A 22,419-nucleotide genomic window follows, 5' to 3' on the forward strand; every position below is an offset into this window, starting at 1 on the left:
AAGTCTGTCCGCCAGGCGCACGCACTCGGGTTCCGGTGGTATCTCGCTGCCGATTCCCGCAAGGGCTCTCCGCAGCTCCCCGACAACGTCACGGAGCGCGGCGGCCGCCTCCGGTGCGAGCCCGACGCGCTCGGCGTTCCTGCGGATCCTGTCGATCGAGGCGACGCCGTCGCCCTGCGCCTTCTCAACCATCTCGCGGTAGCGCCGGGCGAACGAGTCAGTGATCCCACCCTCCTGATCACCGAGCATTCTGAGGTTGTCGGCAAGATGACGAACCGGTCGCGTGATCGACAGCTTGCCGTGCCCGCCCGTCCTGAGGTCCTGGAGAATCCCGTCGATGATCTCGCCCCGTTCCTGAACCGGGGTGATGTGCTCACGGACCCACGACAAGGTGGTCCGGCGAGAACGAGGCACGACCATCACGATCCCGATGCCCGCAGCAGCGAAGACAGCAAGAAGGAGCGCGGGGCTCATGGCTCTTCGGCGGAGCACGAGGAACCTGAGCCGGTCGGCGGTCGATGCCGCGAGCCCGCTCCTGCTCCCGTTCTCGTCTGCGAACGTGCCGGCCGCGAACGGAGAGCCGGGCCCGGGGCCGGCCTCGGTCGTGCGCAGGAGCGCGAGCGGCTTGAGGTCGCGGGCCGCCACGCCGATAGCCCCCATCGAACCGGCGAAGTAGATGCCCTCGTCGTGCAGAGGCGGGCTCATGGACACGGTGCCCACACGGCGGACCTCGTCTCCAACATGCAGCTCGGCTTCGATCACGAGCGATCCGTCGTCGAGGGCGAACCGCCGGATTGCGCCGTCCCCGCAGGCGAGATAGAGGTCGCGGCCGGTCGGGGCGAGGTCGTGCACGCTCACTCCGTTGAGAGCCTCCGCCACGGTGTCCCCCGACGCATCCAGGACCATCACGCCGGGCGCGTCCCCGGAATCCGCCCGGTACGTGCCGACGACGATCTCCATCGCCCCGTCGCCGGTGAGATCGGCCGCCGCCATCGCGACCGTACTCCCCGCGCCGCCGGTCGCCCTTGACCACCTCGGCAGTCCGTCGATGTCCAGGACGACGACCCGCGACTCGAGATCGCCCCAGAGCCCTTCGAGTGTCGGTGAGCTCGTCGGCTCCAGTCCCACTACGATCTCGGACCGCCCGTCGCTCTCGAGGTCGACGATGGCAGCTCCCCCGACGGGACGGGCGCCCGTCTCGACGGACCACAGCTCCTCGCCGGACGCGATGTCGGTAAGGGTTACGGCGCGCGGACGGCCGAGCGTCCCGGCCTGAAGCAGAACGACGACGGCGTCGTCCGCACCGTCCATGTCGAGATCGACGGTTCCCGCAAGCTCGAGTTCTCCGCGCCAGACGCCGTTCGGCAGAAGTCCATCGCCGACGTACCACTCGAAAACGGCGACCGTATCGAGCCCGACGTTCGCGCGCTCGATCAGGACCTCGACCGCGGTCAGGAGAACGCGCTCGCCGTCCTGCCGCCAGAGCGCCGCCTCCGGTGTTCCGTCGTCATCGAGGTCGCTGAGCCCGGCGCAGCCGAGCCGGTCGACGCTCCGCTCAGACAGGAGGGGGAATCTCGTCGTCTCCAGGAGACGCTCGACGGACCACTGCCAGTACATGCGGTCGGCCGACTGGTCCACACGGATACACTCGTCGAGACCGTCCCCGTCGAGGTCGACGAGGGCCGCAAAGCGAGGCGCCCCGCTCATCGGCGAGGCGCCCGTCAACACAAAGGGAAGGTCACCTGGGCTGTCGGGAAGCTCCCGGCCGACGGCCCCCCCAACGGTCAGGAGAAGCAGGAAGACCGCAGCCGCACAAGAGAGACCCGTCCCGGACCATCCGGGACGATCGCCCCCTTGCCTGTCACGCAGCCTCGTCATCACCTCAGTGAGCCATGAGTTAGAGCGGGGTGACGGACCGACGCCCGAAAACAACCCGCCCGAAGAGCTCTCTCTTCGTGGCGGGCCGAGCGCCGCTTGAGCAGCTCCTTGTCCGCGACGTTCCCAATCCAAAGCCGACCTTTCCAGTATATCGTCCCCGTCGAGAGTCAGTCAACCGAACGCGGGCCCTCTCTCCGCCCCGACATCGTCGGGCGACCGGTTCGAAGTCCATCCGGCGACACATCGGCCGGGCCTGGTGACGACGGCACCTGCCGTTCGACCCGACTCGAGACACCCGCCGGCGGGGCCCGGCTCAAGAAGCGGCTTGACAGGAAACGGTGTCCATGCGATACTTACTTTGTGAGACAAAGTACTTTGCTAATCACACAGAAACCGAGAACACACAGGGAGGGCCCACATGGCGGAACAGCACTACCAGGAGCAGCTCGCCGTCATCCGCTCGATGGTCGAGCGGACCCGACGCAGCACCGCCGAGTCCGGTCGGTTCTTCGTCTGGCTGGGCGTCGTCGCGCTCGTCGGGGTCGTCGCTGTCGCCGGCCTCGAGCAGGCGGGTCGAAACGCGCTCGTTCTCCCCGCGCTCATCGTCATCGCCGTCGCGTCCGGCATCGTCGGATACCTCGCCTTCTCGCGCGCACAGAGAGAGACCCGCGTGAAGTCATACGCCTCCACTGTCAGCGGCTTCGTGTGGGTAGCCGTCGGGATCGCGAACATCCTCGTGGCACTCGTCCTTCCGCTCATCGGCGCGTACGACTGGAACCTCGTTCCGATCCTCACGTGTGTGGTGCTCGGCGTGGGTGTCTTCTCGACGGGAGCCATCTTCGAGCTTCCTCCGGTCGCCTGGTGCGCGTTCGGATGGTGGGGCATCGCCGTCGGAATGGTCTTCGCGGGCGGAGCGCCGCGCGCCGTGATGATGGCGGTCGCCATCGTCGTCGGTTGGATTCTCCCGGGCGTCCTCTTCGGCAGGTTGGGCGGAGGAGAGGCGACCGATGCCTGATCGGAGTCACGAACTCGACCAGCTGATCCACGCGCCGGTCCGGCTCCGCATCATGACGACCCTCGCGGAGGCCGTTGAGGCCGACTTCGTGCATCTCCGCGAAGAGACGGGCACGACCGACGGGAACCTGAGCCGACATCTGACGAAGCTCGAGGAGGCGGGATACGTGCGGGTCCGGAAGGGATACGAAGGACGAAAACCGCGCACCACCGTCTCCATGACGAAGAAGGGACGTCGGGCGCTCCTCTCCTACCTGTCACAACTGGAGGCAATCGTGGAGCGCGCCAGGCGCGCAGAAAGGGAGGCGTGACATGCGGACGATCCTGATGCTGACGGTCCTGGCCGGACTCGCCCTGGCGGGTCCTACAGGCAAAACAGAGAACGCAGACATGAGTGGGCTCGAGGCATATCTCGTTTCGTTCCCGGCGAGCCCCACGGCGGACCCGGACCCGGTGCAGGTCTATGAACTGACCTACAGCTTCCACCTGCGGGATGTGGACGGAGCGCCGCAGACCAGAACAGCCGTCACCGGACGCTATACAAGGGACACGGAGAACGGCCGTTTCCGCTGGAACGACGTGTCGATAGCAGGAGCCGGCGCCGACGGGGAGCTCCCGGAGCCCACGCCGCTCACGATCATGGAGGATTTCGAGTACGGACTCTCCGCAGAGATCGCTGAGGAGTCCCTCTACGAGCGCTTCCCTAAGTCCGATCTCAAGGACCTCATCAAGACAATGGTCTGGGACGGCATGATGATCGAGCTCGTCGACATGTCGCTCAACGAGACCGACTCTCTTCCGCTTCACGAGTTCTCACTCGTCGGTTCCTGGGAGGATGTCGACGTCCAGATGGCCGACTGGGGCAAGCTCACGATGAAAGACCTTCGCGTGAAGTGGTCAGGCGTGACCGTGATGCACGGGGAGCCCTGCGCCGTCGCCTTCTACATGTCGTTCGCAAATCCGGTCGACGCCGACCCGGCCCGTGGCCGCTCATGCTACTGGGGGCAGTTCTGGGTCTCGCTCGTGGATCGTGAGATCGAGTGTCTCACCCTGAACGAAGACGTCGTGCTCGAGGTTGCGATGCTCGGCGACTTCAAGCGCATCCTCAACTTCCAGCGCGAGGTCGAGTTCGAGAAGCATCCACAGGCTGGACGTTGACAGGTCGCCTCGCCGGGCGTACCTTGAACGGGAACGTTCGGGCAGCCCAGGGAGGGGACCATGACGACTCGACGGACCATCGTTCTGCTGCTCGCGGGCGTCCTCGCAGCGCTCGTCGCCGGATGTTCCGACTCAGCGGGCCCGAGCGAGGTCCTCCCGGCGACCTACACCATCGATGAGGGCGGTTCCGGCGACTTCACGTCGATCGGGGAGGCCGTCGCCGCCGCGGTCGACGGCGACACGCTCCTCGTCCTGCCGGGCACCTACACGGGACCCGACAACCGGGACATGTCGTTCGGCGGCCGGGGCATCATCCTGATCTCAAGCGGTGGCGCCGACTCGACCACGATCGATCTCGAGGGCGCGGGCCGCGCGTTCGTCCTCCACGGTCGCGGTCGCAGCGAATCGGTCATCTCCGGGTTCACGATCACCCGGGGAGCTTCGTTCCGGGGCGGCGGGATGTCGATCATCGGAACCTCGCCGACAATCACCGACGTGGAGTTCCTGCTCTGTGAGGCCGACGACGAGGGCGGCGCGCTCTTCCTGAGCGGTGGAAGTCCCACGTTGACCGACGTGACGTTCGACTCGAACGCGGCAGGTTTCAGCGGCGGCGCGATGTTCTGCCAGAGCGGGGCCGCGCCCACGCTCGAGGACGTGACCTTCGATGAGAACGTGGCGGGTTCGGGAGGAGGCCTGTCCGCCGTCTTCGCGGAACTCACGCTGGCCGGCGTGAACTTCGTACGGAATGAGGCGAGCTCGGCAGGCGGCGGACTCTATCTTGGAAGCTCCGAGGCCGCGCTCTCCGAGGTCGAGTTCTACGAGAACGAGTGTCTGTTCTCAGGCGGCGGCCTGAGCTGTCTCTCCTCGTCTCCCACGCTCGATCGCGTGACGTTCGTGAGGAACGGCGGTAACCAGGGCGGCGCCATCCACCTCAACGGGGGCTCCTCTCCCGTCATCACGAACTCCATCATCGCCTTCCAGTTCCTGGGAGCGGCGGTCTCGTCCGACGCGGAGGACGAGCCGACGGCTACCCGCGTCTGCGTCTTCCAGAATTTCGGCGGCGACGGCCTCGGAACGGTGGGCACCGACATCATCAACGTCGACCCGCTTCTCTGCGGACTCTTCGACGGCGACCTCACGCTCTGCTCGAACTCGCCGTGTCTCCCTGAGAACAACACGTGGAATGAGCAGCTCGGCGCGCATGCCGCGGGATGCGACTCCTGCAGCTCGTCGACGCCGGCCTACGCGCTCGACTAGTACGCGTTCACAGACCCACCACGTACCCTGAGAAGGGAGCGAACCATGAGAACGGCGCTCACCTGCTGTGCGCTCGGCATCCTCGTGCTCTTCCCTCTTAGCTCCGGCGCCGCGACCTTCGTCGTCGACGACGACGGGTCGACGGCCTACTCGACCATCCTTGAAGGTATGAGCGCCGCCAGCGACGGCGACACGGTGCTCATCATGGCAGGGACCTACTCCGGCACAGGGAACGTCGGGATCAACTGCGGCGCGAAGCGCATTCTCATCCGCTCTTCCAACGACGATCCCAGCGACGTGACAATCGACTGTCAGAGCTCCTCGAGAGGTTTCCACATCAATGGGGGTCAGGATACGACCTTCGTGCTCCGCTCGGTCACGATGACAGGCGGATGGGCGGAAGCCGGCGGAGGCGTCTACGTCGACGGATGCTCGCCCAAGTTCGAGAACGTCACGTTCCTCGCGAACTGGGCGAACCGTGGCGCCGCGGTCGGAATCAGGAGCGGCGGCCAGCCGGTCTTCAGGGACTGCTTCTTCGAGAGCAACACGACCTCCGGGGGTGGAGCGGCGGTGCACGCGAGAGGCTCGGGCACGTCTGTGCTCTTCCGAAACTGCGGCTTCTTCTCGAACGAGGCCGGAGGCTCCGGGGGCGCGGTGGTGGCGGATTCATCGGCGGTCGTCGACCTGAATGTCTGCGAGTTCCGGTCGAACGACGCGAACAACGAAGGCGGGGCGATATACTGCGACAGCGGCGCCGAGGTCAACGCGCTCGGCTGTCTCATTGTCGACAACACAGCGATGACGTGCGCCGGACTCTACTGCTCGCGAGCGAAGGCGACCGTGAGCGACTGCACGTTCCGGGGGAACGTCGGTGACGTGCAGTGCGGAGCGCTCCGCTTCCACGAAGCGACAGACTCGTGGGCGATGTACTCGAGCTTCCAGAACAACTCCTGCGGGTACCGCGGCGGAGCCATCGAGTGCAACAGCTGCGACCCGCACATCACGAACTGCACGCTCATAGGAAACAGCGCCGACGACGCGGCCGCCGGCCTTTTTCTCTACGACTCGGACGTGGTGGTGGTGCGGTCCATCATCGCGTTCTCGACGAACGGCGAGGCCGTGCTCTGCGACGGCGGCTTCGAGAACCCGACCTTCACGAACTGCCTCATCTATCAGAACGCGGGCGGCGACAGCCTGTGCGGAACGTACGCAGACAACGACTTCACGAACCCGCCCAGGTTCTGCGACAAGGCGAACCACAACCTTGCGCTCTGTCAGGACTCCTTCTGCCTGCCCTCGGCGAACCCGTGGGGCGTGACCATCGGCGCGTTCGGTCAGGGCTGCGGACCCTGCGGGAGCCCCGTCGAGCGGGCCAGCTGGGGCGGCATCAAGGGGCTCTTCCGATAAGGGCGCCCGGGACACGCCGACCACCTCCGTTGAACGGCTTGAGCGGCGGGTCCAGCCCGCCGCTCGCTTTACACCTGTCCCTCCGCCTGCTAGACTCTGAGCTTCGACGGGAGAGGGTCCCCCGCACCGCGCCTCAGACACGACATCGCGGCCCGGCGGGCTCATACGTTCAAAGGAGACCACGGAGGCAACAAGCATGAAGTCAGAGTTCAAGGCCATCCTCGAGGCCAACGGCCTGAACGACGTCGAGAGCGGGGCCGCGTACGGTCCGTTCCTTGAGAAGCCCACAGGACCCGAGATCAAGTCGTTCACTCCGATCGACGGCTCCGAGATCGGTACCATCAGGTGCGCCTCGGGCGACGACTACGAGAAGATCATCGAGCGCGCGCAGGAGCGATTCACGACGTGGCGCACCATGCCGGCGCCCCAGCGCGGCCACATCGCCCGCGAGATGGGCGACGCGCTCCGCGACAGGAAGAGCGAGCTCGGCGCGCTCGTGACCCTGGAGATGGGTAAGATCCGCGCGGAGGGTGAGGGCGAGGTCCAGGAGATGATCGATATCGCCGATTTCGCGCTCGGCCTCTCCCGCCAGCTCTACGGCCTCACGATGCCGTCCGAACGCCCGTCGCACCGGATGATGGAGCAGTGGCACCCCCTGGGCACCATCGGCATCATCTCGGCCTTCAACTTCCCGGTCGCGGTCTGGTCGTGGAACGCGATGCTCGCGGCCGTCTGCGGCGACACGATGATCTGGAAACCGTCGTCCTCGACGCCTCTGACGGCCATCGCCGTCCAGAAGATCGTCAACGAGGTGGCGAAGCGTCACGACATCGACGGCGTCTTCAACCTGGTCGTCGGCAGAGGCTCGGACGTCGGCGAGAAGCTCATCCAGGACCACCGAGTGCCGCTCGTCTCGTTCACGGGCTCGACGACCATGGGGAAGCGCGTCGGCGAGGTCGTCGGCGGCAGGCTCGGGAGCACCATTCTCGAACTCGGAGGCAACAACGCCATCATCATCGACGAGACGGCGGACATGGAGCTCGCGCTTCGCGCTGTGCTCTTCGGCGCGGTCGGCACGGCCGGACAGCGCTGCACCTCGACGCGCCGCGTCATCCTCCTCGACTCGGTCTACGACCGCTTCGCGGAGTCGCTCGTCGGCGCCTACAAGCAGGTCCCGATCGGAAACCCGCTCGACGAGAACACCATCATGGGGCCTGTCGTCAACCAGATGGCCGTCGACGCCATGATGCAGGCGCTCGAGCGGCTCAAAGAGGAGGGCGGCACGGTCATCCACGGCGGAAGCACGGTGGACGTGAAGGGCTGTGAAGGCGGCTTCTATGTCGAGCCGGTCATCGCCGAAGCCGAGAACCACTACGAGATCGTGCAGGAGGAGACGTTCGCCCCGATCCTCTACCTCATCCGCGCGAGCGACATGGACGAGGCTCTCGCGATCCACAACGACGTCCCGCAGGGACTCTCGAGCGCGATCTTCACGCACGACTTCGTGAACGCCGAGAGGTTCCTCTCCCCCGCCGGCTCCGACTGCGGCATCGCCAACGTCAACCTCGGCACCTCGGGCGCGGAGATCGGCGGCGCGTTCGGCGGCGAGAAGGAGACGGGCGGCGGCCGCGAGTCGGGATCCGACGCGTGGAAGGGCTACATGCGCCGTCAGACGAACACAATCAACTACGGCCCGGACCTTCCGCTGGCGCAGGGAATCGAGCTGGAGCTGTAGGGCGAGAACGAAGACCACGACGAAGAGCCCGGCCTCCCATCAGGGGGCCGGGCTCGGTTTTCCATGGAGCGACCGCAAGGCCGCACATGCGGGGTCGTTCCCCGGCTGGTCAACGGCGCCGCGGCCCCGGCGCTCTTCAGCCCGAGCCGTCCGTGACCATCATCGTGGCGGAGCCGCGGGCGAGCATCCGCCCCTTCCCGTCCTCGACGCGCCCCTCGACGAGCACGGTGCGCCGCGTCCGGGCGACCACCCTCCCGAGGGCCTTCAGGGTGCCCTCGCTGGCCGCCCCGAGGAAGTTCACCTTCATCTCAAGAGTCACCGCGGGAAGGCCCTCGTCCGACACCGATTTGATGAACGACCGGGCCATAGCGGTATCCAGCAGGCTGCAGTAGATGCCGCCGTGCGCGATGCCTCCGATGTTGAGATGGCGCTCCTCAAGTTCGAGCTCGACGACGTACTCACCGTCGACGAACCCCACCGGAACCATCCCGAGGTCCTCGATGTGGTCGACGCCGCTCATGACTCGACGCGCTCCAGCACCATCGCCACGCCCTGTCCCACACCGACACACAGCGTGCAGAGCGCGTAGCGGCCGCCGGTTCTCCTGAGCTGGTGTACGGCCGAGGTCACGATCCGCGCGCCGCTCATCCCGAGCGGGTGCCCCAGCGCGATGGCGCCGCCCAGCGGGTTGATCCGCGGATCGTCGTCCGCGAGACCCAGTTCCCGCGTGCAGGCGAGTGCCTGCGCCGCGAACGCCTCGTTGAGCTCGATGATGTCCATGTCGTCGAGCGACATGTCGATGCGCTTGAGGAGCTTGCGCGTCGCCGGCACGGGGGCGAAGCCCATGATGCGAGGCGGGACGCCCGCCGACGCTGTCCCGATAACGCGGGCCATAGGCGTCAGCCCGTGCCTCCCGGCGGCCTCCTTCGATGCGACCAGCAGCGCAGCGGCGCCGTCGTTGACGCCCGACGCGTTCCCCGCCGTGACCGTGCCCGGATCTGCGAAGAGCGTCCTGAGCGCCGCGAGCTTCTCCAACGATGTGTCACGCGGATGCTCGTCGGTGTCGACGATGACGGGGTCGCCCTTGCGCTGCGGGACGCTCACGGGCGTGATCTCCTCCGCAAGCCTGCCGTCCTTCATCGCTGCCGCCGCCTTGGTCTGGCTCCAGTAGGCAAAGGCGTCCTGGTCCTCCCGGCTGATATCGAACTCCGCCGCGAGGTTCTCCGCCGTGATCGGCATCGAGTCGGTGCCGTACTGCTCGTGGAGCTTCCTGTTGACGAACCGCCACCCGATGCTCGTGTCGTACATCTCGGCGTTGCGGCTGAACGCCTTCTCGGCCTTCGCCACAACGAAGGGAGCCCGCGACATGCTCTCGACGCCGCCCGCGATCATGAGGTCGCACTCGCCGACGTGGATGGCGTTGGCGGCGATGCCGATGGCCGACATGCCGGAAGCGCACAGGCGGTTGACCGTGATCCCCGGCACCGAGTCCGGAAGTCCCGCCAGCAGGAGCGCCATGCGCGCCACATTGCGGTTGTCTTCGCCGGCCTGATTGGCGCAGCCCAGGATCACCTCGTCGACGGCAGCGCCGTCGAGCCCCGGGTTGCGCTCCAGGAGCGCGACGATGGGGATGGTCGCGAGATCGTCGGCACGTACCGACGAGAGAGCGCCTCCGTATCGACCGACCGGGGTCCGGATCGCATCGCAGATGAATGCCTCGCGCACGTTCGCACCTCTCTGTCAGAGAATGTCGCGGTGAGACGTCAGGGAGAGAGCTCCCTGACCTTTCGGAATCCGCCCAGCATCGCCTCGCTGAGCGTGTCGATCTCGCGCTCGGTCATGACCGTGGAGAGCATGACCGTGCCCGTGTTGATCAGGATGATGCCGTGGTCGAAAAGGTAGTCGAGGAACGCCGAGAGCAGCGGAGCCTCGTCGGGCGCCATGTAGCACGTCCGGTACTCCCTCGGCGGCTCCGGCTTGAAGTGGACGCGGAGCATCGACCCGGCGCCCGTGACGCACGCGGTGATCCCCGCGACGCTGATCGCGTCCTCGATCTGGTTCCTCGCGCGGACGGCCAGCGTGTTGATCCGCTCGACCGCCTCGCGGTCGTAGAGCTTCATCGCAGTGTAGCCGGCCGTCATCGTGATCGGGTTCGCCGAAAACGTGCCAGAGTGCGGGAAGAGCACTCTCTCAGCGAGCGGGTCCATCACATCCATCACCTCGCGGCGTCCCGCGATCGCTCCGACGGGGAAGCCGCCGCCGATCATCTTGCCCAGGGCCGTCAGGTCGGGCCGGATACCGTGCTGCTCCTGAGCGCCGCCGTGGGCGATGCGGAAGGTGATGACCTCATCGTAGACCAGGAGCGATCCGTTCCTCTCCGTCCAGTCGCGCAGCGTCCTCACGAATGCGGGCTCGATCGGGATGAGGCCGACACGATGCGGAACGGGGTCGATGAGAACGCAGGCGATCTCGTCGGCATGCTCGTCCAGACGCGCAAGCGCGTGTTCGGCGTCGTTGAACGGGATGACGATGACGTCGTCGAGCACGCTCTGAGGCGTCCCGTACGCCACCGGCACGCTCGCCGGATGACAAGGGTCGCCCCACGTCGCCGGCTGTGCGGTCTGGCTGATCTCGGCGAAGTCATAGAGGCCGTGATAGGCGCCCTCGGCCTTCGCGATCTTCGGCCGTCCCGTGAACGCTCGCGACGCCTTGAGACACGCCATGACCGCCTCGGTGCCGGAGTTGACGAAACGGATCTTGTCGAACGAGGCGGCGCGGTCGACCAGATGCTCCGCGTACTCGATCTCACGCTCGGTCCCGAGCGTGAAGGCCGTGCCGCGCTCGAGCTGGTCGCCCACCGCCGAGACGATGGCGGGGTGAGCGTGACCATGGATGAGCGATGCCATGTTGTTCGCGAAGTCGATGCGTTCGACGCCCTCGACGTCGTAGACGCGCGCACCTTGGCCGCGCTCGACGTAGAGCGGATGCGGTCTTCTGAGGATCGTGTTCCGGCTGGCGCCGCCCGGCATCACCTTGAGGGCGCGGTCATAGAGCTGCTGGCTGCGGGTCCTGTCGGCGGTCATGCGCTGTCACCCTGCGGCGCGCCCGGGTTCACAAGCCCCTCCTCCGCGATGACCTCAGCGTCGGTGAGTTCCCGCACCTCATCGTAGGTGACGCCCGGCGCGAGCTCGATGACAACGAGTCCCTCCGGCCGCACGTCCATCACGGCGAGGTCGGTGTAGATGCGGTCTACGCAGGCCTTGCCCGTGAGCGGATACGTACAGGACGAGACGACCTTCGGCTGTCCCGTCTTCGTCGTGTGCCGCGTGATGACGTAGATGGTCTTGACACCCTGGACGAGATCCATGGCGCCGCCGACCGCCGGGATGGCGTCGGCCGCTCCGGTCGACCAGTTCGCCAGGTCGCCCAGACCTGAGACCTGCATGGTGCCGAGCACGCAGAGGTCGATGTGCCCGCCCCGGATCATGGTGAAGCTGTCGGCGTGGTGGAAGTAGGCGGCGCCCGGAACGGCGGTCACCGGCTTCTTGCCGGCGTTGATGAGTTCCGGGTCGATCTGGTCCTCGTCGGGCGGCGGGCCCATTCCGAGAAGACCGTTCTCCGTGTGATAGAGGACCTCACGGTCCGCCGGCAGGAACTGCGCCACCAGCTCCGGCATCCCGATGCCCAGATTGACGTAGGAGCCGTCCGGGACGTCAAGAGCCAGACGCCTGGCCATCCCCTCACGGCTCCATCCCTTCGGAGTGTCAGACCGGTTCGTCATGGGTAGACCCGCCCCTCTCGAACGAGCGCCGATTCCTGTGCAGGTTCCGGAACGACGACGACGCGCTCGACGAAGATGCCCGGCGTCACAACGCACTCGGGATCGATCTCCCCGAGCGGGACGATCTCCTCCACCTGCACGATGGCGGTCTCGGCGGCCGTGCACATGATGGGACCGAAGTTACGCGCCGTCTTGTTGTAGACGAGGTTCCCGTAGCGGTCCGCCCTCTTCGCCTTGACAAGCGCGAAGTCCGCCCGGAGACCGTACTCCATCACGTACTCCTGCCCGTCAAAGGAGCGGACCTCCTTGCCCTCCTGGAGGACCGTCCCGATGGACGAGGGCGTGTAGAACGCGGGGATTCCCGCGCCGCCCGCCCGGATGCGCTCCGCCAGCGTCCCCTGCGGGACCAGCTCGAGCTCGATCTTGCCGGCGTGGTAGAGTTCCGGGAAGACCGTCGAGTTCGCCGTTCTGGGGAAGGAACAGATCATCTTGCTGACCTGCTCGTTGCGGATCAGGGCGGCCAGACCGACCTGTCCGCTTCCCGTGTTGTTGCTCGCCACCGTGAGGTCCCGGACGCCGAGATCGATCAGAGCATGGATCAGCTCGATCGGACTGCCGGCCTCACCGAAGCCCCCGATCAGGACCGTCGCGCCGTCATGGATGTCGCGAACGGCCTCGGCGACCGATTCAACCTGTTTGTTGATCATCGTGCCCCTCGAGAGTGCAGGTCCGGAGCGGCGATCACCCTACGATTCGACCTTCGCGAACGTCCGTCCCTCGAGCGCCTTGACGAGCGCCTCCTCGATGTCCTTCTGATCCTGACGGTAGAAGAACTCCTGGGTATCGAACGGCTCCAGAAAGTCGATCGTATTCTCCTCCTCGTCGTACTTCGCGAGGAACACACCATCCATCCATCGCATGTTGCGGCCCTCGGTGAACTTGAGCGCGAACGCCTTCTCTCCGCCGACCTCGACAACTCCGAGCAGGGAGATCTTCCCGGCCGATGAGGTCATGGATATGTACCGGGACGGACGGTAGATGGATGCCAGGTCCCTGTGGATCTTGTCGGCGATCTTCGCGACCTCGGCGAGCGGCGTCGTGAAGTAGTGATGCTCGCCGGTCGGCCGTGCCAGGTACATCGAGTGGAACCCGATGTGCATCGTGCCGAGGACCAGGGCGAGGTCGGTCCAGTTCTTCGCCGTGCGCTCGACGTCGACGTCGCCGTTCTCGTCCCGAAAGAGACTGACGTGGCTCATCATGGGACTCTGGCTCCGCATCACGACGTGGTGACGCTGTAGCCGCCGGATGGCGGCGATCGTCGTCGGGTTCAGGACCTCGCGCGGCGTCGAGAAGTGCGCCATCCAGGCGAGCTGGACCCCGCTATCGTACATGGCGTCGAAGAGCTCGAGCATCTCGTCGTAGTCATGGGAGAGGACCATCTCGGGCAGGTACGTGAGCATCCTGGTGCCGAGACGTACCGTTCGGACGTGCCGAAGGGCAGGGTCCTCGAGGATCGGTACGACGTACTCCTTCAGACGCTCGACAGGAATGTAGCCGGCGTCGCCGCCGGTGATGAGGATGTCGGTGGCCTCCGGATGCAGCTTGAGATACTCGATCACCTGGCCGGGGTCGTGCTGGCAGAACATGTCTTCGTCGCCCCGGACCTGCGCGTGCCGGAAGCAGTATGTGCAGAAGGAGAAGCAGTTCTGTGTCTTCTCGTCGAAGATGAGAGCACACTGCGGGTACTTGTGCTGGCTGCCCTCGACGAACTCGACATCGCCGTCTTCGTTCTCGAACCAGGGCTTGTTGAGGAGCTGGTTGCAGTCGTGGGGGTTCGTCTTGCCCATGTACCCCTCGATGATCCTCTGCCTCTCCTCTTCGGTCTCGGCTGCGAGGTAGGCGTCCTCGGCATCCTTTCTGATCATCCCGGGCTGCGGGACGACCAGCATGAAGAGAGGGTCGTTCTCGAAGTCGTCCCAGTTGATGGCGTTGAGGACGTGGCCGGTCGCCATGAAGCGGTAAACCTCGATGAAGAGCTCGCGCTCCTCGACGTGACCGATGTCTATGCCGTGCTGCTCGAGGATCTCGACCATGGAATGGAAGCCCTCGAGACCCGCGTACTTCTTTCGGCCTGTGAACATGAACTCGCGGGTTCTGATGAAGCCAGACTGATGAGGGTAGTTCTCCTGCAGGCGGCTCAGCAGACCGGGCGGGAGAAGACGTTCCTTCTCGATGGTCTCTCGGATCTCATCGGAGTATCCGTAGTGGTCCATCATGTTCTGAACGTCCGCGTCAGTGATCGCGGTTCGCGTCTGCTTCTCGTGTCGTGTATCCACGTCCTCTCTCCGTGTTGCTGACCGTCCTGACGGCTCTCAGAACACTTCGTTCGCGCAACGCCACACGTCCGGAGAGCGTCTCGCCGGACCGGTACCATCACAGCGCTGACATTCGGCTGATCCTGCAGATGGTTGTGTGTTCAGACACCGCCCGCCAGGGACAATGTCTGCCGCGCTCCTGTCGGCGCCGGGATGTGACGCTCGCCTCGAGCCAGACGTTGCCAAGGAACCGATAACTCAGCCTCCCGACGACCCACAGGTCCACTCTTGACCTTAGCTCTCCACGCTGTGGAAAGCAACACCGCAGGGCCGCGGGGCGGCCGCTTCACGGAGTCCCGAAGAGAACGGCCTGCCGGCCGCTCTTCGCGGGGCGCCGCGAGGTCCGACGGTTCGTCTCCGCCGGGCAGACAGAAGCCGCCCGGTTGTGCCCCCGTTCGGGAAGCGCAACCAGACGGCCTGGCAGAACCGGGCGCATCAAGCGGTCCGACGCTCGCTGTCGGCAGGCACCGGCTACTTGATGATCATCACACGGCCGTCGGTCGTACCGAGACCTTCGGCCTCAACGTGCCACAGGTAGACGCCGGGGGCGACCTCGTCACCGTCCTTCGACTTGAGATCCCAGAACTCCTGATCACTGCCGGGATCATCGTGCTCGAGCGTCCGGACGTGGTCGAGTGCGACCGTGTAGATCATGATCGTCGCCCTGCTGGGGAGTCCCACGAACGTGACGCGGCGCTGTCCGCCGTACTCCCAGTCCGCGGACGACCGGTACGGGTTCGGAATGCACTCGATCTCCTCAAGGCCGTCCTGCACACCGACGCGCGGATAGATGATGCCGGTGCGGTTGGCCTCCAGGCATTCCGCATCGTTCGAATCGGGATTGCTTGCCGTGAAGGCCGTCACCGACAGCTCGTACGGAAAGGCGTTCTGGAAGATGGCGGCGCTGTCGGAGCGGACCGGCTGCTCGTAGTACGGGTCGAACGGCCAGTAGCTGGCAGCGTCGGGGTCTTCCTCGCCGAACTCGTACTCGCTCAGAAGCGAGAACTCATCTGACTCCCACACCTCGCGGAACCAGACGCGGTACCCGCCGAAATCCTCGATCTCCGCCTCGCTCTCATCCATCGTCCAACCCATCGCGATCGACCGGTCGGATACCCGGACGAAGTCCACGCGCGGACAGAGGCCGCTGGCTGCGGTCGCCCAGAACAGCATGAGAGCAAGCACTGCAGCCACGAACAGAACACGGCGCAGGCCGTCTCCTCGTGTCAAGGTCATCGAAGTCCTCCGTTTTGCCCGAAGTCAGGTTCGGCGGGCGAATCCGATGTTCCGGTACGAGGTTACAAGGTATCACCCGGTGAGGCGCCGGTCAAGCGGTTTCGGCCTGCGGTCCGGCGTCTCCGCGCCACCCGGCGGGGCAACTCCCTCCCGGCAGCGCCGCTCCGACCGTGCGTCCAGCGTCGTCGTACCGAGAGACCGACGGACTCTTGAGGAATACGGGGAATTGTGGGATAATGGCTATGACGAATCACCATCGGGGGGCGCGCGGTCAGGAAGAAGGGAGACGATGAGCATGCTGTCATCGAACGGACCGAAGTACGCCCATCGTCTGACGCCCACCGGGCACGTCTGTGTGTGGGCCCTGGCCGTCGCGATCCTCGCGCTGTGCACGGTCGCGCCGTCGGCCGCCTTCGAGCTCGGACACACGTCCGTGACCTACTCCGACCCGGCACGCGGCGGACGGTCGATACCGACCGAGATCTACTACCCTTCGGACACCGCGGGGGACGACGTCCCGATCGCGACGGCGCCCGCCGGGGGCTTCCCGGTCGTGGCCTTGGGGCACGGCTATCTCATCACGTGGTCCGACTACGAGTATCTCTGGGAGCATCTCTCTCCCCGGGGCTACATCGTGGCGGTCCCGAGAACGGAGACCGGGCTCTTCCCGGACCACGAGGACCTCGGACTCGACCTCGCCTTTTTGCCGGGCGCGATACTCGCCGACGGCGCTGATCCGGCCTCCCCGCTCTACGGCGGCGTCGGTACGGCGTGCGCCGTGTCAGGACATTCGATGGGCGGGGGCGCATCGTTCCTCGGCGCCGCTTCGTCGTCATCGATCTCCGGCATCTTCAACCTCGCGGCCGCCGAGACCAATCCCTCGGCCATATCCGCCGCCGGTTCGATCACGGTCCCGGCACTCGTCTTCTCGGGTTCTGTCGACTGTGTGACGCCGCCCCCCGACCACCAGATCCCGATGTACGACGCGCTCGCCTCGGACGTGAAGACCCGCGTGACCATCGGCGGAGCGAGTCACTGCCAGTTCGCGGAACAGAACGGCCTCTGTGAGCTCGGTGAGGGCGGCTGCGACGACCCGACGATCTCGCGGACCGAACAACACGACCTTGTGCTGACGCTTCTGGACCCCTGGCTCGACCATGTCCTCAAGGGCGATGTCGGCGCCTGGTTCGACTTCCAGTCACTTCTGGCCGGCATGTCGGGCATTACGTACGAGCAGGAGGGCACCTCCTCCGGCATCGAACAGCCGGTTGCCTCGGTGCTCCGGCTTGAGCGCCCGGCGCCGAACCCGTTCGGCAGCGAGTCGACCATCTCCTTCGCGCTCTCAGAGCCCGCAGACGTCGCCGTCCGCATCTACAACGTCAGCGGACGTGCGGTGCGGACGCTTCACGACCGCGGCACGGAAGCCGGTCGTCACAGCGTCGTGTGGGACGGTCGGGACGACCACGGCGGGCGAGTCGGCGCCGGCGCCTACTTCGTGCGCGTAACGGCGGGACGGACGTCCGGCGCAAGGTCGCTGATCCTCATCAGGTAGGAACGGCTCGACGGCAAACGAAAGAGAGAACGGCCCCGGCCTCTTCCGAGACCGGGGCCGTGTCGATACGAATCGCGGTACCTTCTCCGTCGTGCAGCGGAACACGATCAGTCGTTCGTGAAGTAGTAGTCGCCTCCTCCCGCCTTCGCGTGGCACGCGATGCAGCCGGAGTCCATCCCCTTCGCGACACGGCCGGCGAGCGCCATCTCATCCTCGTTCGTCGAGATGGTGCCGTCGGCGTCGTACTTGACCCAGAACCAGTTCATGTTGTCCGGGTCGTAGCCCGGCTCACGGTGTACCATGACGGTGACCGCCGCGAGAAAGTCGCCCGGGCTCTCCGAAACCGCGTCCATTGTGGCACCCTCTCCCCCGAAGTTGTCCTTGACGATGACGTGGTAGGGCGTGTCGTTGATGTGAACGATGCTGTAGTAGAGCCGGAGAAACGCGCCGTGGGGCGACTGACCCTCGTAGACGTCCGACGCCATGGGCCAGCCATGGTAGCCGTCCATGCCCTCCCACAGCGCGGTTGCGAACTGCACGTCCTCGGGGCCGCCGAACTCCATGTCCTGCCCCGTGCTGCAGGCCGGGAAGATCACCAGTGCCGTCACTGCCGCAGCCAGTGCGAGCAGCACGACGAAGCCTGAGCTTCTTCTCATCGCTTCCCCCTTCACTCGCAGGACATCAGGCGGACCCGACCGTCCGACGTCTCCTGCACCCAATAGTCTCTGCTTCATCGATTAGCACACGAAGGGTCTGACTGTCAAGCACATTCCCGGACATCGTTCACTATGACGGCGGCCGTACCTCGACCTGACCGGCCGCTCTCCCACGACGCGCGATTGCCTGCCACGTAAAGACGCATTCCGGCACACCTCATGCATTCTGGCTTCGCGGACGGGCTTCCAATGGAACGGCTTGGAAGTCCGCATCCACCTCGTGTGATGTCAGGAGGGTCTTCGCGAATGGCGCGGAAGGGCGATCGACAGGACCACGGGCCGCAGCCCCCAGTACCGGGGTTCCGCGACCTCGTCGGCGACACTGAGGCCTATCGGTTCCTCTTCAGAAAGAGCCCGGCGGTCAGTCTGCTGCTGGACGCCGACGGGACCATTCTCGACGCGAGCGAGTCGGCCGCCGTGACCCTCGGGCGCCCTCTCGACGATCTGCTCGGGAAGAGCGCGCTCGACTTCGTGAAGCCCGAGGACAGGAAGCGCGCCGGAGCAGAACTCGAGCGATCGCTCGCCGACGACGTACCGCGCAGGGTGGAGCTCCGCGTCATCACGTCCGACGGCACCGAGAGAACGGTGCTCTTCAGCCCGGGCCACGTCCTCTTCTCCCTGGGCGACGGCACCGGGGCGGTTCTCATCACCGGCGCCGACATCACCGGCCGTCTCGATGCGGAGCACGCCCTCCGTGAGAGCGAGGAGCGCTATCGCTCGCTCTTCGAAGAGTCGCTGGACGTCATCTACATCACGACGCGCGACGGCGAGCTCATCGACATCTCGCCTTCAGCCGAGGCGCTCTTCGGCTACACGAGGGAGGAACTCCTGCGCCGTGACGTCCACCTTCTTTACGCCGACCCGAAGGACAGACGCCGCTTCCAGGAAGAGGTCGAATCCAAGGGGTCGGTCCGTAACTTCGAAGTCGTGCTGCTTCACAAGGACGGATTCCGGAACACCTGCCTGCTGACATCGACCCTGCGCCGCGCGGCCGACGGCACGCCCCTCGGATACCAGGGCATCATCCGCAACATCACACAGTCGAAGCTTGCGGAGGAGGCGCGCGAGCGCGAGCGGGCCGCATTCAGAGCCATCGCAGGTACCGCCGTTCAGTCGGAGGACCTGCAGGGAGTGACGGGGAAGATCCTCGAGGAGCTCGTTGACATCCTGGGGTTCGACTCCGGCACGATCCACATCCGACGCGGCGGGGCGGGCGAGCTGACGCTGGCCGCAGCGGCCGGCGAAGCCGTCGAGGCGGCCGACGCACCCCCGCCCTCAGGCGTCCGGCGCGCTGCCGAGACAGCCGAATCCGCCTACCGCGAGTCAGGGCCGTCCGGTGGGGCGGCGGCCGGGGGTCTCAAGGAGGTCATCCTGCCTATCCGCGGAGAGGGAGGGACGACCCTGGCGGTCTTCAGACTCGTCTCCGCACGGCCGACGACGCTCACAGGGAGGGACAGTCCGTTCTTCGAGACCATCGGCGGCATGCTTGCGGCCGTGCTTGAGCGTCAGTTCGCCCGCCAGGAGCGGGAGAGCCTCGGACAGCAGCTTCTCCACGCCCAGAAGATGGAGGCCGTCGGGACGCTGGCGTCCGGCGTGGCGCATGACTTCAACAACATGCTGACGGCGATCCGCGGCTTCGCCGATCTCGCGATGATGGGCGCGGATCCGCACAGCAGGATCCGCTCGGACCTCGAGAGCATCCAGGGCGCGGCCGACCGGGGCGCAGCCCTCGTGAAGCAGCTGCTGCTCTTCAGCAGAAGGGACCCCGTCGAACTCGAGCCGGTCGATGTCAGCAAGACGACACTCGCGGTCACCGCTATGCTCGGCCCTCTCATCGGCGAGGACATCGCGATCGAGACTGAGCTCGTAGACGGCCCTCGTACGGTCTGGGCAGACGAGGGGAGCATCCAGCAGATCCTCGTCAACCTCGCCGTGAACGCGCGCGACGCCATGCCGGACGGAGGCACGCTCACGCTCCGCACGAACGAGGCGACGGTCGACCAACACGATGCGGCACGTCATCCGGACGCCCGCCCCGGTCGCTACGTGATGCTGACCGTCTCCGACGACGGTCGCGGCATGGACCGGGAGACGGTCGAGCGGGTCTTCGAGCCTTTCTTCAGCACCAAGGGGCGCGGCAGCGGGACCGGACTGGGCCTCTCGGTCGTCTACGGCATCGTCGAGCAGCACGGCGGCTGGATCGAGCTGGAGAGCGAGCCCGGTAGGGGGACGAGCTTCAGGATCTTCCTGCCCGTGGGCGAGGAGACAGCCACCGCCCGTCCCAAGGCCCCGGTTCAGGATGAGAACGACATGCCGGAGCTGCCGCTGGCCCACTAGGCGACACGCAGCGAAAGTCACGCCACACGCCCCGCCGCATCTGCGGCGGGGCTTTCGCATGGAAGTGCGATGTGGGTACTAAAGAGAGAGCCCGCCGCGGAAGCGGCGGGCCCTCGAAGGGGAGAGGTGTAGTGCCGAATCGTCAAACACTACCTGTACATCGACTTGATGGTACCCCAGCTGGTCTCCTCGACCGCAACACCGACTTCCTCACCCTCGAACCACGTGTCGTCGAGCATGACGCCGGCGCCGCCCGCGGCACCCGGGCCGCAGCCGTTATCGGTCGTGAAGAACTCGAACATGAAGGCAGTCACGCCGAAGGGCGGGCCGCCGCAGTAGAAGCCGAGGTCGAAGCCGTCGATGCCGGCCGTGCCCCAGCCGTCGCACTGGGCGAAGTCGCCCCAGTACGCCGCGACGCCGTACCAGTTCGTACCGCCGTCGATCGTCGCGTAGTAGGCAACGTAGTCGTTGTCGACGGTCGGAACCTCCATGTGCATGTAGAACCTCGCCGTGCACGTCTGAGCGATGCCCGTCAGGTCGATGGCGGGCGTGATCAGGGCGTTGTCGAGGTTCGGCGGGATCAGCGACGTGTCAGCGTCGTCGCCGCACCACCAGCTGTGCGGATCCGAGACAGCCGGGCACGCGCGGTCGATGATGTGCCACCAGTCGCCGGCGGCAGCCGGGACGGACGGCACGCAGAGACCACCGGTCTCCACATCATCGTAGAAGTACTGGTAGCCGCCGTAGAAGTCGAAGATCTTGATGTTGTCGACGTGGAAGGCGCCACCGTTCGACAGGTACAGGCCGTCCTGATCGGACCAGGCGCCGTCCGAGACGAAGCGGAAGCGGGCCTTCACCGGGTTGTCGTACGGCGCCAGCACGAAGCCGTACGTGCCGAGGTCGGACCAGGCACCCACGCCGTCGTAGCCGCGGTTCAGGTTGACATACACGCCGTTGGACTCGGCCTGGACGTACGTGAAGTCGTACGCCGGCTCCGAGTCGTGACGGAACGCGTAGGTCAGGATCGGGTAGTAGGCGCCGGAGACGTCGGTCGCCGGGATGTCCAGACGGTCATCCCAACCGTTGCCGTAGCCGCCGTCGGCATCGTAGTCGAACGTGCCGCACCACCAGCTGTAGGTGCCGGCGTATGCGAGGTACGTGTCGACATGGAAGTGCGGGGTGGCACCCTGGGTGTAGTCGACTGTCGACCAGAAGCCCGGGCCGCTCTCGATGTCGTCGTACCAGTAGAGCGTGTTAGCACGCGTCGGGCCCCTGAGCTCGTGGGTAGGCGTCTCGACGTTCAGCTTCGCCGAGGCCATCCCGGCAAAGAGCGCCAGGACCGCGACCGCAATCAGAAACTTCTTCATTGTGTTTCCTCCCTCGAGAGGATATTCGAACAAACGCTTGCAGGTTGCCTTCGGACCGCCATCGGGCGATCCGTCGTCGATGCCGTCCGACTCGCCCCGAGCGGGCGCGCGTCGTGTCGACGCGGGCGGGTCGACATCGTCTCGCTCACATAGGCACCCCTCCCCTGGGTTGCACGTGAGTTCCTACGCTGTCAACGACTTCCACTCATGAGCCCGAAGAGAGCGTATCTCCCCGAGTCCAGCACGAGTATACAACCATTGTGTTTCTTTGTCAAGAGACTGCGGGGCCTCTGAAGAGCCCTGAAGACTCGTCCCGCAACGGTTTTGCAAGAAGCGGGCCGGATTGAACGAGGGGGGCCAGGTTCGACCCCCCTCGTTCGTACAACCGAGGAGCGCCACGTGAGAACAGCACTCCGGTCCTTCCTCAGAACGCTGCTACTTCAGCATCACCATCTTGTGGCTCTCGACGAAGTCCGGAGCCGTGATGCGGTAGAAGTAGACACCGCTGGCGCACTTCGCGCCGCGGTCGTCCGTGCCGTCCCACACAACGAAGCCCGTGGCACCGGCCTCGAGCTCGCTGTCGAGAAGCGTCCGGACGACGCGACC

At 65.9% G+C, this 22,419-nt stretch carries 18 protein-coding genes; 8 read left to right on the plus strand and 10 right to left on the minus strand.

From position 1 onward, the window contains the following. Positions 1-1,707 (minus strand): hypothetical protein (locus GF405_01780; protein ID MBD3366887.1); only part of this gene is annotated, 1,707 nt, incomplete at its 3' end. A gap of 589 nt (positions 1,708-2,296) precedes the next feature. On the opposite strand from GF405_01780, the gene GF405_01785 reads away from it, so the two are divergent. The 6 genes from GF405_01785 (at position 2,297) to GF405_01810 (ending at position 8,449) form a co-directional block, all read left to right on the plus strand. After that, entirely contained in the window at positions 2,297-2,893 is a 597-nt protein-coding gene (locus GF405_01785) for a hypothetical protein (protein ID MBD3366888.1), read from the plus strand. Continuing rightward, on the plus strand, positions 2,886-3,203 hold the full coding sequence (locus GF405_01790) for a helix-turn-helix domain-containing protein (protein MBD3366889.1): 318 nt from the start codon (positions 2,886-2,888) through the stop codon (positions 3,201-3,203). Before GF405_01785 ends, GF405_01790 begins: the two co-directional genes overlap by 8 nt. A gap of 1 nt (position 3,204) precedes the next feature. After that, positions 3,205-4,050, plus strand: a complete 846-nt coding sequence (locus tag GF405_01795; protein ID MBD3366890.1) for a hypothetical protein — start codon at positions 3,205-3,207, stop codon at positions 4,048-4,050. Between the two features lie 60 nt (positions 4,051-4,110). Continuing rightward, positions 4,111-5,307: a hypothetical protein gene (locus GF405_01800; protein ID MBD3366891.1), complete on the plus strand. Its 1,197-nt coding sequence runs from the start codon at positions 4,111-4,113 to the stop codon at positions 5,305-5,307. 45 nt (positions 5,308-5,352) lie between these two features. Further along, on the plus strand, positions 5,353-6,714 hold the full coding sequence (locus GF405_01805; GenBank protein ID MBD3366892.1) for a hypothetical protein: 1,362 nt from the start codon (positions 5,353-5,355) through the stop codon (positions 6,712-6,714). A gap of 196 nt (positions 6,715-6,910) precedes the next feature. After that, positions 6,911-8,449: an aldehyde dehydrogenase family protein gene (locus GF405_01810; protein ID MBD3366893.1), complete on the plus strand. Its 1,539-nt coding sequence runs from the start codon at positions 6,911-6,913 to the stop codon at positions 8,447-8,449. A gap of 136 nt (positions 8,450-8,585) precedes the next feature. On the opposite strand, the gene GF405_01815 is transcribed toward GF405_01810, so the two are convergent. The 7 genes from GF405_01815 to GF405_01845 form a co-directional block, all read right to left on the minus strand. After that, a complete protein-coding gene (locus GF405_01815; GenBank protein ID MBD3366894.1) occupies positions 8,586-8,969 on the minus strand; it encodes a hotdog fold thioesterase in 384 nt (127 codons plus the stop codon). Beyond that, positions 8,966-10,174 (minus strand): 3-oxoadipyl-CoA thiolase, encoded by a 1,209-nt coding sequence (gene pcaF, locus GF405_01820; protein ID MBD3366895.1) that lies wholly within the window; start codon positions 10,172-10,174, stop codon positions 8,966-8,968. The genes GF405_01815 and pcaF overlap by 4 nt, the downstream gene beginning before the upstream one ends. Before the next feature lie 38 nt (positions 10,175-10,212). After that, the gene (locus GF405_01825) at positions 10,213-11,532 is read right to left on the minus strand and encodes an aminotransferase class III-fold pyridoxal phosphate-dependent enzyme (protein MBD3366896.1); all 1,320 of its coding nucleotides are present in this window, start codon (positions 11,530-11,532) and stop codon (positions 10,213-10,215) included. After that, positions 11,529-12,230, minus strand: a complete 702-nt coding sequence (locus tag GF405_01830) for a 3-oxoacid CoA-transferase subunit B (GenBank protein ID MBD3366897.1) — start codon at positions 12,228-12,230, stop codon at positions 11,529-11,531. Before GF405_01830 ends, GF405_01825 begins: the two co-directional genes overlap by 4 nt. Next, positions 12,227-12,934, minus strand: a complete 708-nt coding sequence (locus GF405_01835; GenBank protein ID MBD3366898.1) for a 3-oxoacid CoA-transferase subunit A — start codon at positions 12,932-12,934, stop codon at positions 12,227-12,229. The genes GF405_01830 and GF405_01835 overlap by 4 nt, the downstream gene beginning before the upstream one ends. A 42-nt stretch (positions 12,935-12,976) precedes the next feature. Beyond that, positions 12,977-14,503: a hypothetical protein gene (locus GF405_01840; protein ID MBD3366899.1), complete on the minus strand. Its 1,527-nt coding sequence runs from the start codon at positions 14,501-14,503 to the stop codon at positions 12,977-12,979. A gap of 573 nt (positions 14,504-15,076) precedes the next feature. Beyond that, complete coding sequence (locus GF405_01845) at positions 15,077-15,841, minus strand: hypothetical protein (GenBank protein MBD3366900.1); 765 nt, start codon at positions 15,839-15,841, stop codon at positions 15,077-15,079. Between GF405_01845 and GF405_01850 the strand changes: the two genes are divergently transcribed. Beyond that, positions 15,777-17,393 carry a T9SS type A sorting domain-containing protein gene (locus GF405_01850; protein ID MBD3366901.1) on the plus strand — a complete coding sequence of 539 codons (1,617 nt, stop codon included), beginning with the start codon at positions 15,777-15,779 and terminating at the stop codon, positions 17,391-17,393. The genes GF405_01845 and GF405_01850 overlap by 65 nt on opposite strands. A 107-nt stretch (positions 17,394-17,500) precedes the next feature. Here GF405_01850 and GF405_01855 read toward each other — a convergent pair whose 3' ends face one another. Then, positions 17,501-18,049, minus strand: a complete 549-nt coding sequence (locus GF405_01855) for a hypothetical protein (GenBank protein MBD3366902.1) — start codon at positions 18,047-18,049, stop codon at positions 17,501-17,503. Between the two features lie 219 nt (positions 18,050-18,268). Here GF405_01855 and GF405_01860 point away from each other — a divergent pair, with 219 nt between their 5' ends. Further along, positions 18,269-20,446, plus strand: coding sequence for a PAS domain S-box protein (locus GF405_01860; protein ID MBD3366903.1), 2,178 nt, complete (start codon positions 18,269-18,271; stop codon positions 20,444-20,446). 149 nt (positions 20,447-20,595) lie between these two features. Here GF405_01860 and GF405_01865 read toward each other — a convergent pair whose 3' ends face one another. Next, on the minus strand, positions 20,596-21,813 hold the full coding sequence (locus tag GF405_01865; protein ID MBD3366904.1) for a hypothetical protein: 1,218 nt from the start codon (positions 21,811-21,813) through the stop codon (positions 20,596-20,598). Positions 21,814-22,419 lie beyond the last annotated feature (606 nt).

The sequence above is a fragment of the Candidatus Effluviviaceae Genus V sp. genome, from assembly GCA_014728125.1.
In the GTDB taxonomy this organism is placed as follows: domain Bacteria; phylum Joyebacterota; class Joyebacteria; order Joyebacterales; family Joyebacteraceae; genus WJMD01.

Coding starts and splice junctions, on each gene's coding strand:
- GF405_01785 (MBD3366888.1), top strand. CDS start 2,297: ATGGCGGAACAGCACTACCAGGAGCAGCTCGCCGTCATCCGCTCGATG.
- GF405_01790 (MBD3366889.1), top strand. CDS start 2,886: ATGCCTGATCGGAGTCACGAACTCGACCAGCTGATCCACGCGCCGGTC.
- GF405_01795 (MBD3366890.1), top strand. CDS start 3,205: ATGCGGACGATCCTGATGCTGACGGTCCTGGCCGGACTCGCCCTGGCG.
- GF405_01800 (MBD3366891.1), top strand. CDS start 4,111: ATGACGACTCGACGGACCATCGTTCTGCTGCTCGCGGGCGTCCTCGCA.
- GF405_01805 (MBD3366892.1), top strand. CDS start 5,353: ATGAGAACGGCGCTCACCTGCTGTGCGCTCGGCATCCTCGTGCTCTTC.
- GF405_01810 (MBD3366893.1), top strand. CDS start 6,911: ATGAAGTCAGAGTTCAAGGCCATCCTCGAGGCCAACGGCCTGAACGAC.
- GF405_01815 (MBD3366894.1), bottom strand. CDS start 8,969: ATGAGCGGCGTCGACCACATCGAGGACCTCGGGATGGTTCCGGTGGGG.
- GF405_01825 (MBD3366896.1), bottom strand. CDS start 11,532: ATGACCGCCGACAGGACCCGCAGCCAGCAGCTCTATGACCGCGCCCTC.
- GF405_01830 (MBD3366897.1), bottom strand. CDS start 12,230: ATGACGAACCGGTCTGACACTCCGAAGGGATGGAGCCGTGAGGGGATG.
- GF405_01840 (MBD3366899.1), bottom strand. CDS start 14,503: ATGGACCACTACGGATACTCCGATGAGATCCGAGAGACCATCGAGAAG.
- GF405_01850 (MBD3366901.1), top strand. CDS start 15,777: ATGAGAGCAAGCACTGCAGCCACGAACAGAACACGGCGCAGGCCGTCT.
- GF405_01845 (MBD3366900.1), bottom strand. CDS start 15,841: ATGACCTTGACACGAGGAGACGGCCTGCGCCGTGTTCTGTTCGTGGCT.
- GF405_01855 (MBD3366902.1), bottom strand. CDS start 18,049: ATGAGAAGAAGCTCAGGCTTCGTCGTGCTGCTCGCACTGGCTGCGGCA.
- GF405_01860 (MBD3366903.1), top strand. CDS start 18,269: ATGCATTCTGGCTTCGCGGACGGGCTTCCAATGGAACGGCTTGGAAGT.
- GF405_01865 (MBD3366904.1), bottom strand. CDS start 21,813: ATGAAGAAGTTTCTGATTGCGGTCGCGGTCCTGGCGCTCTTTGCCGGG.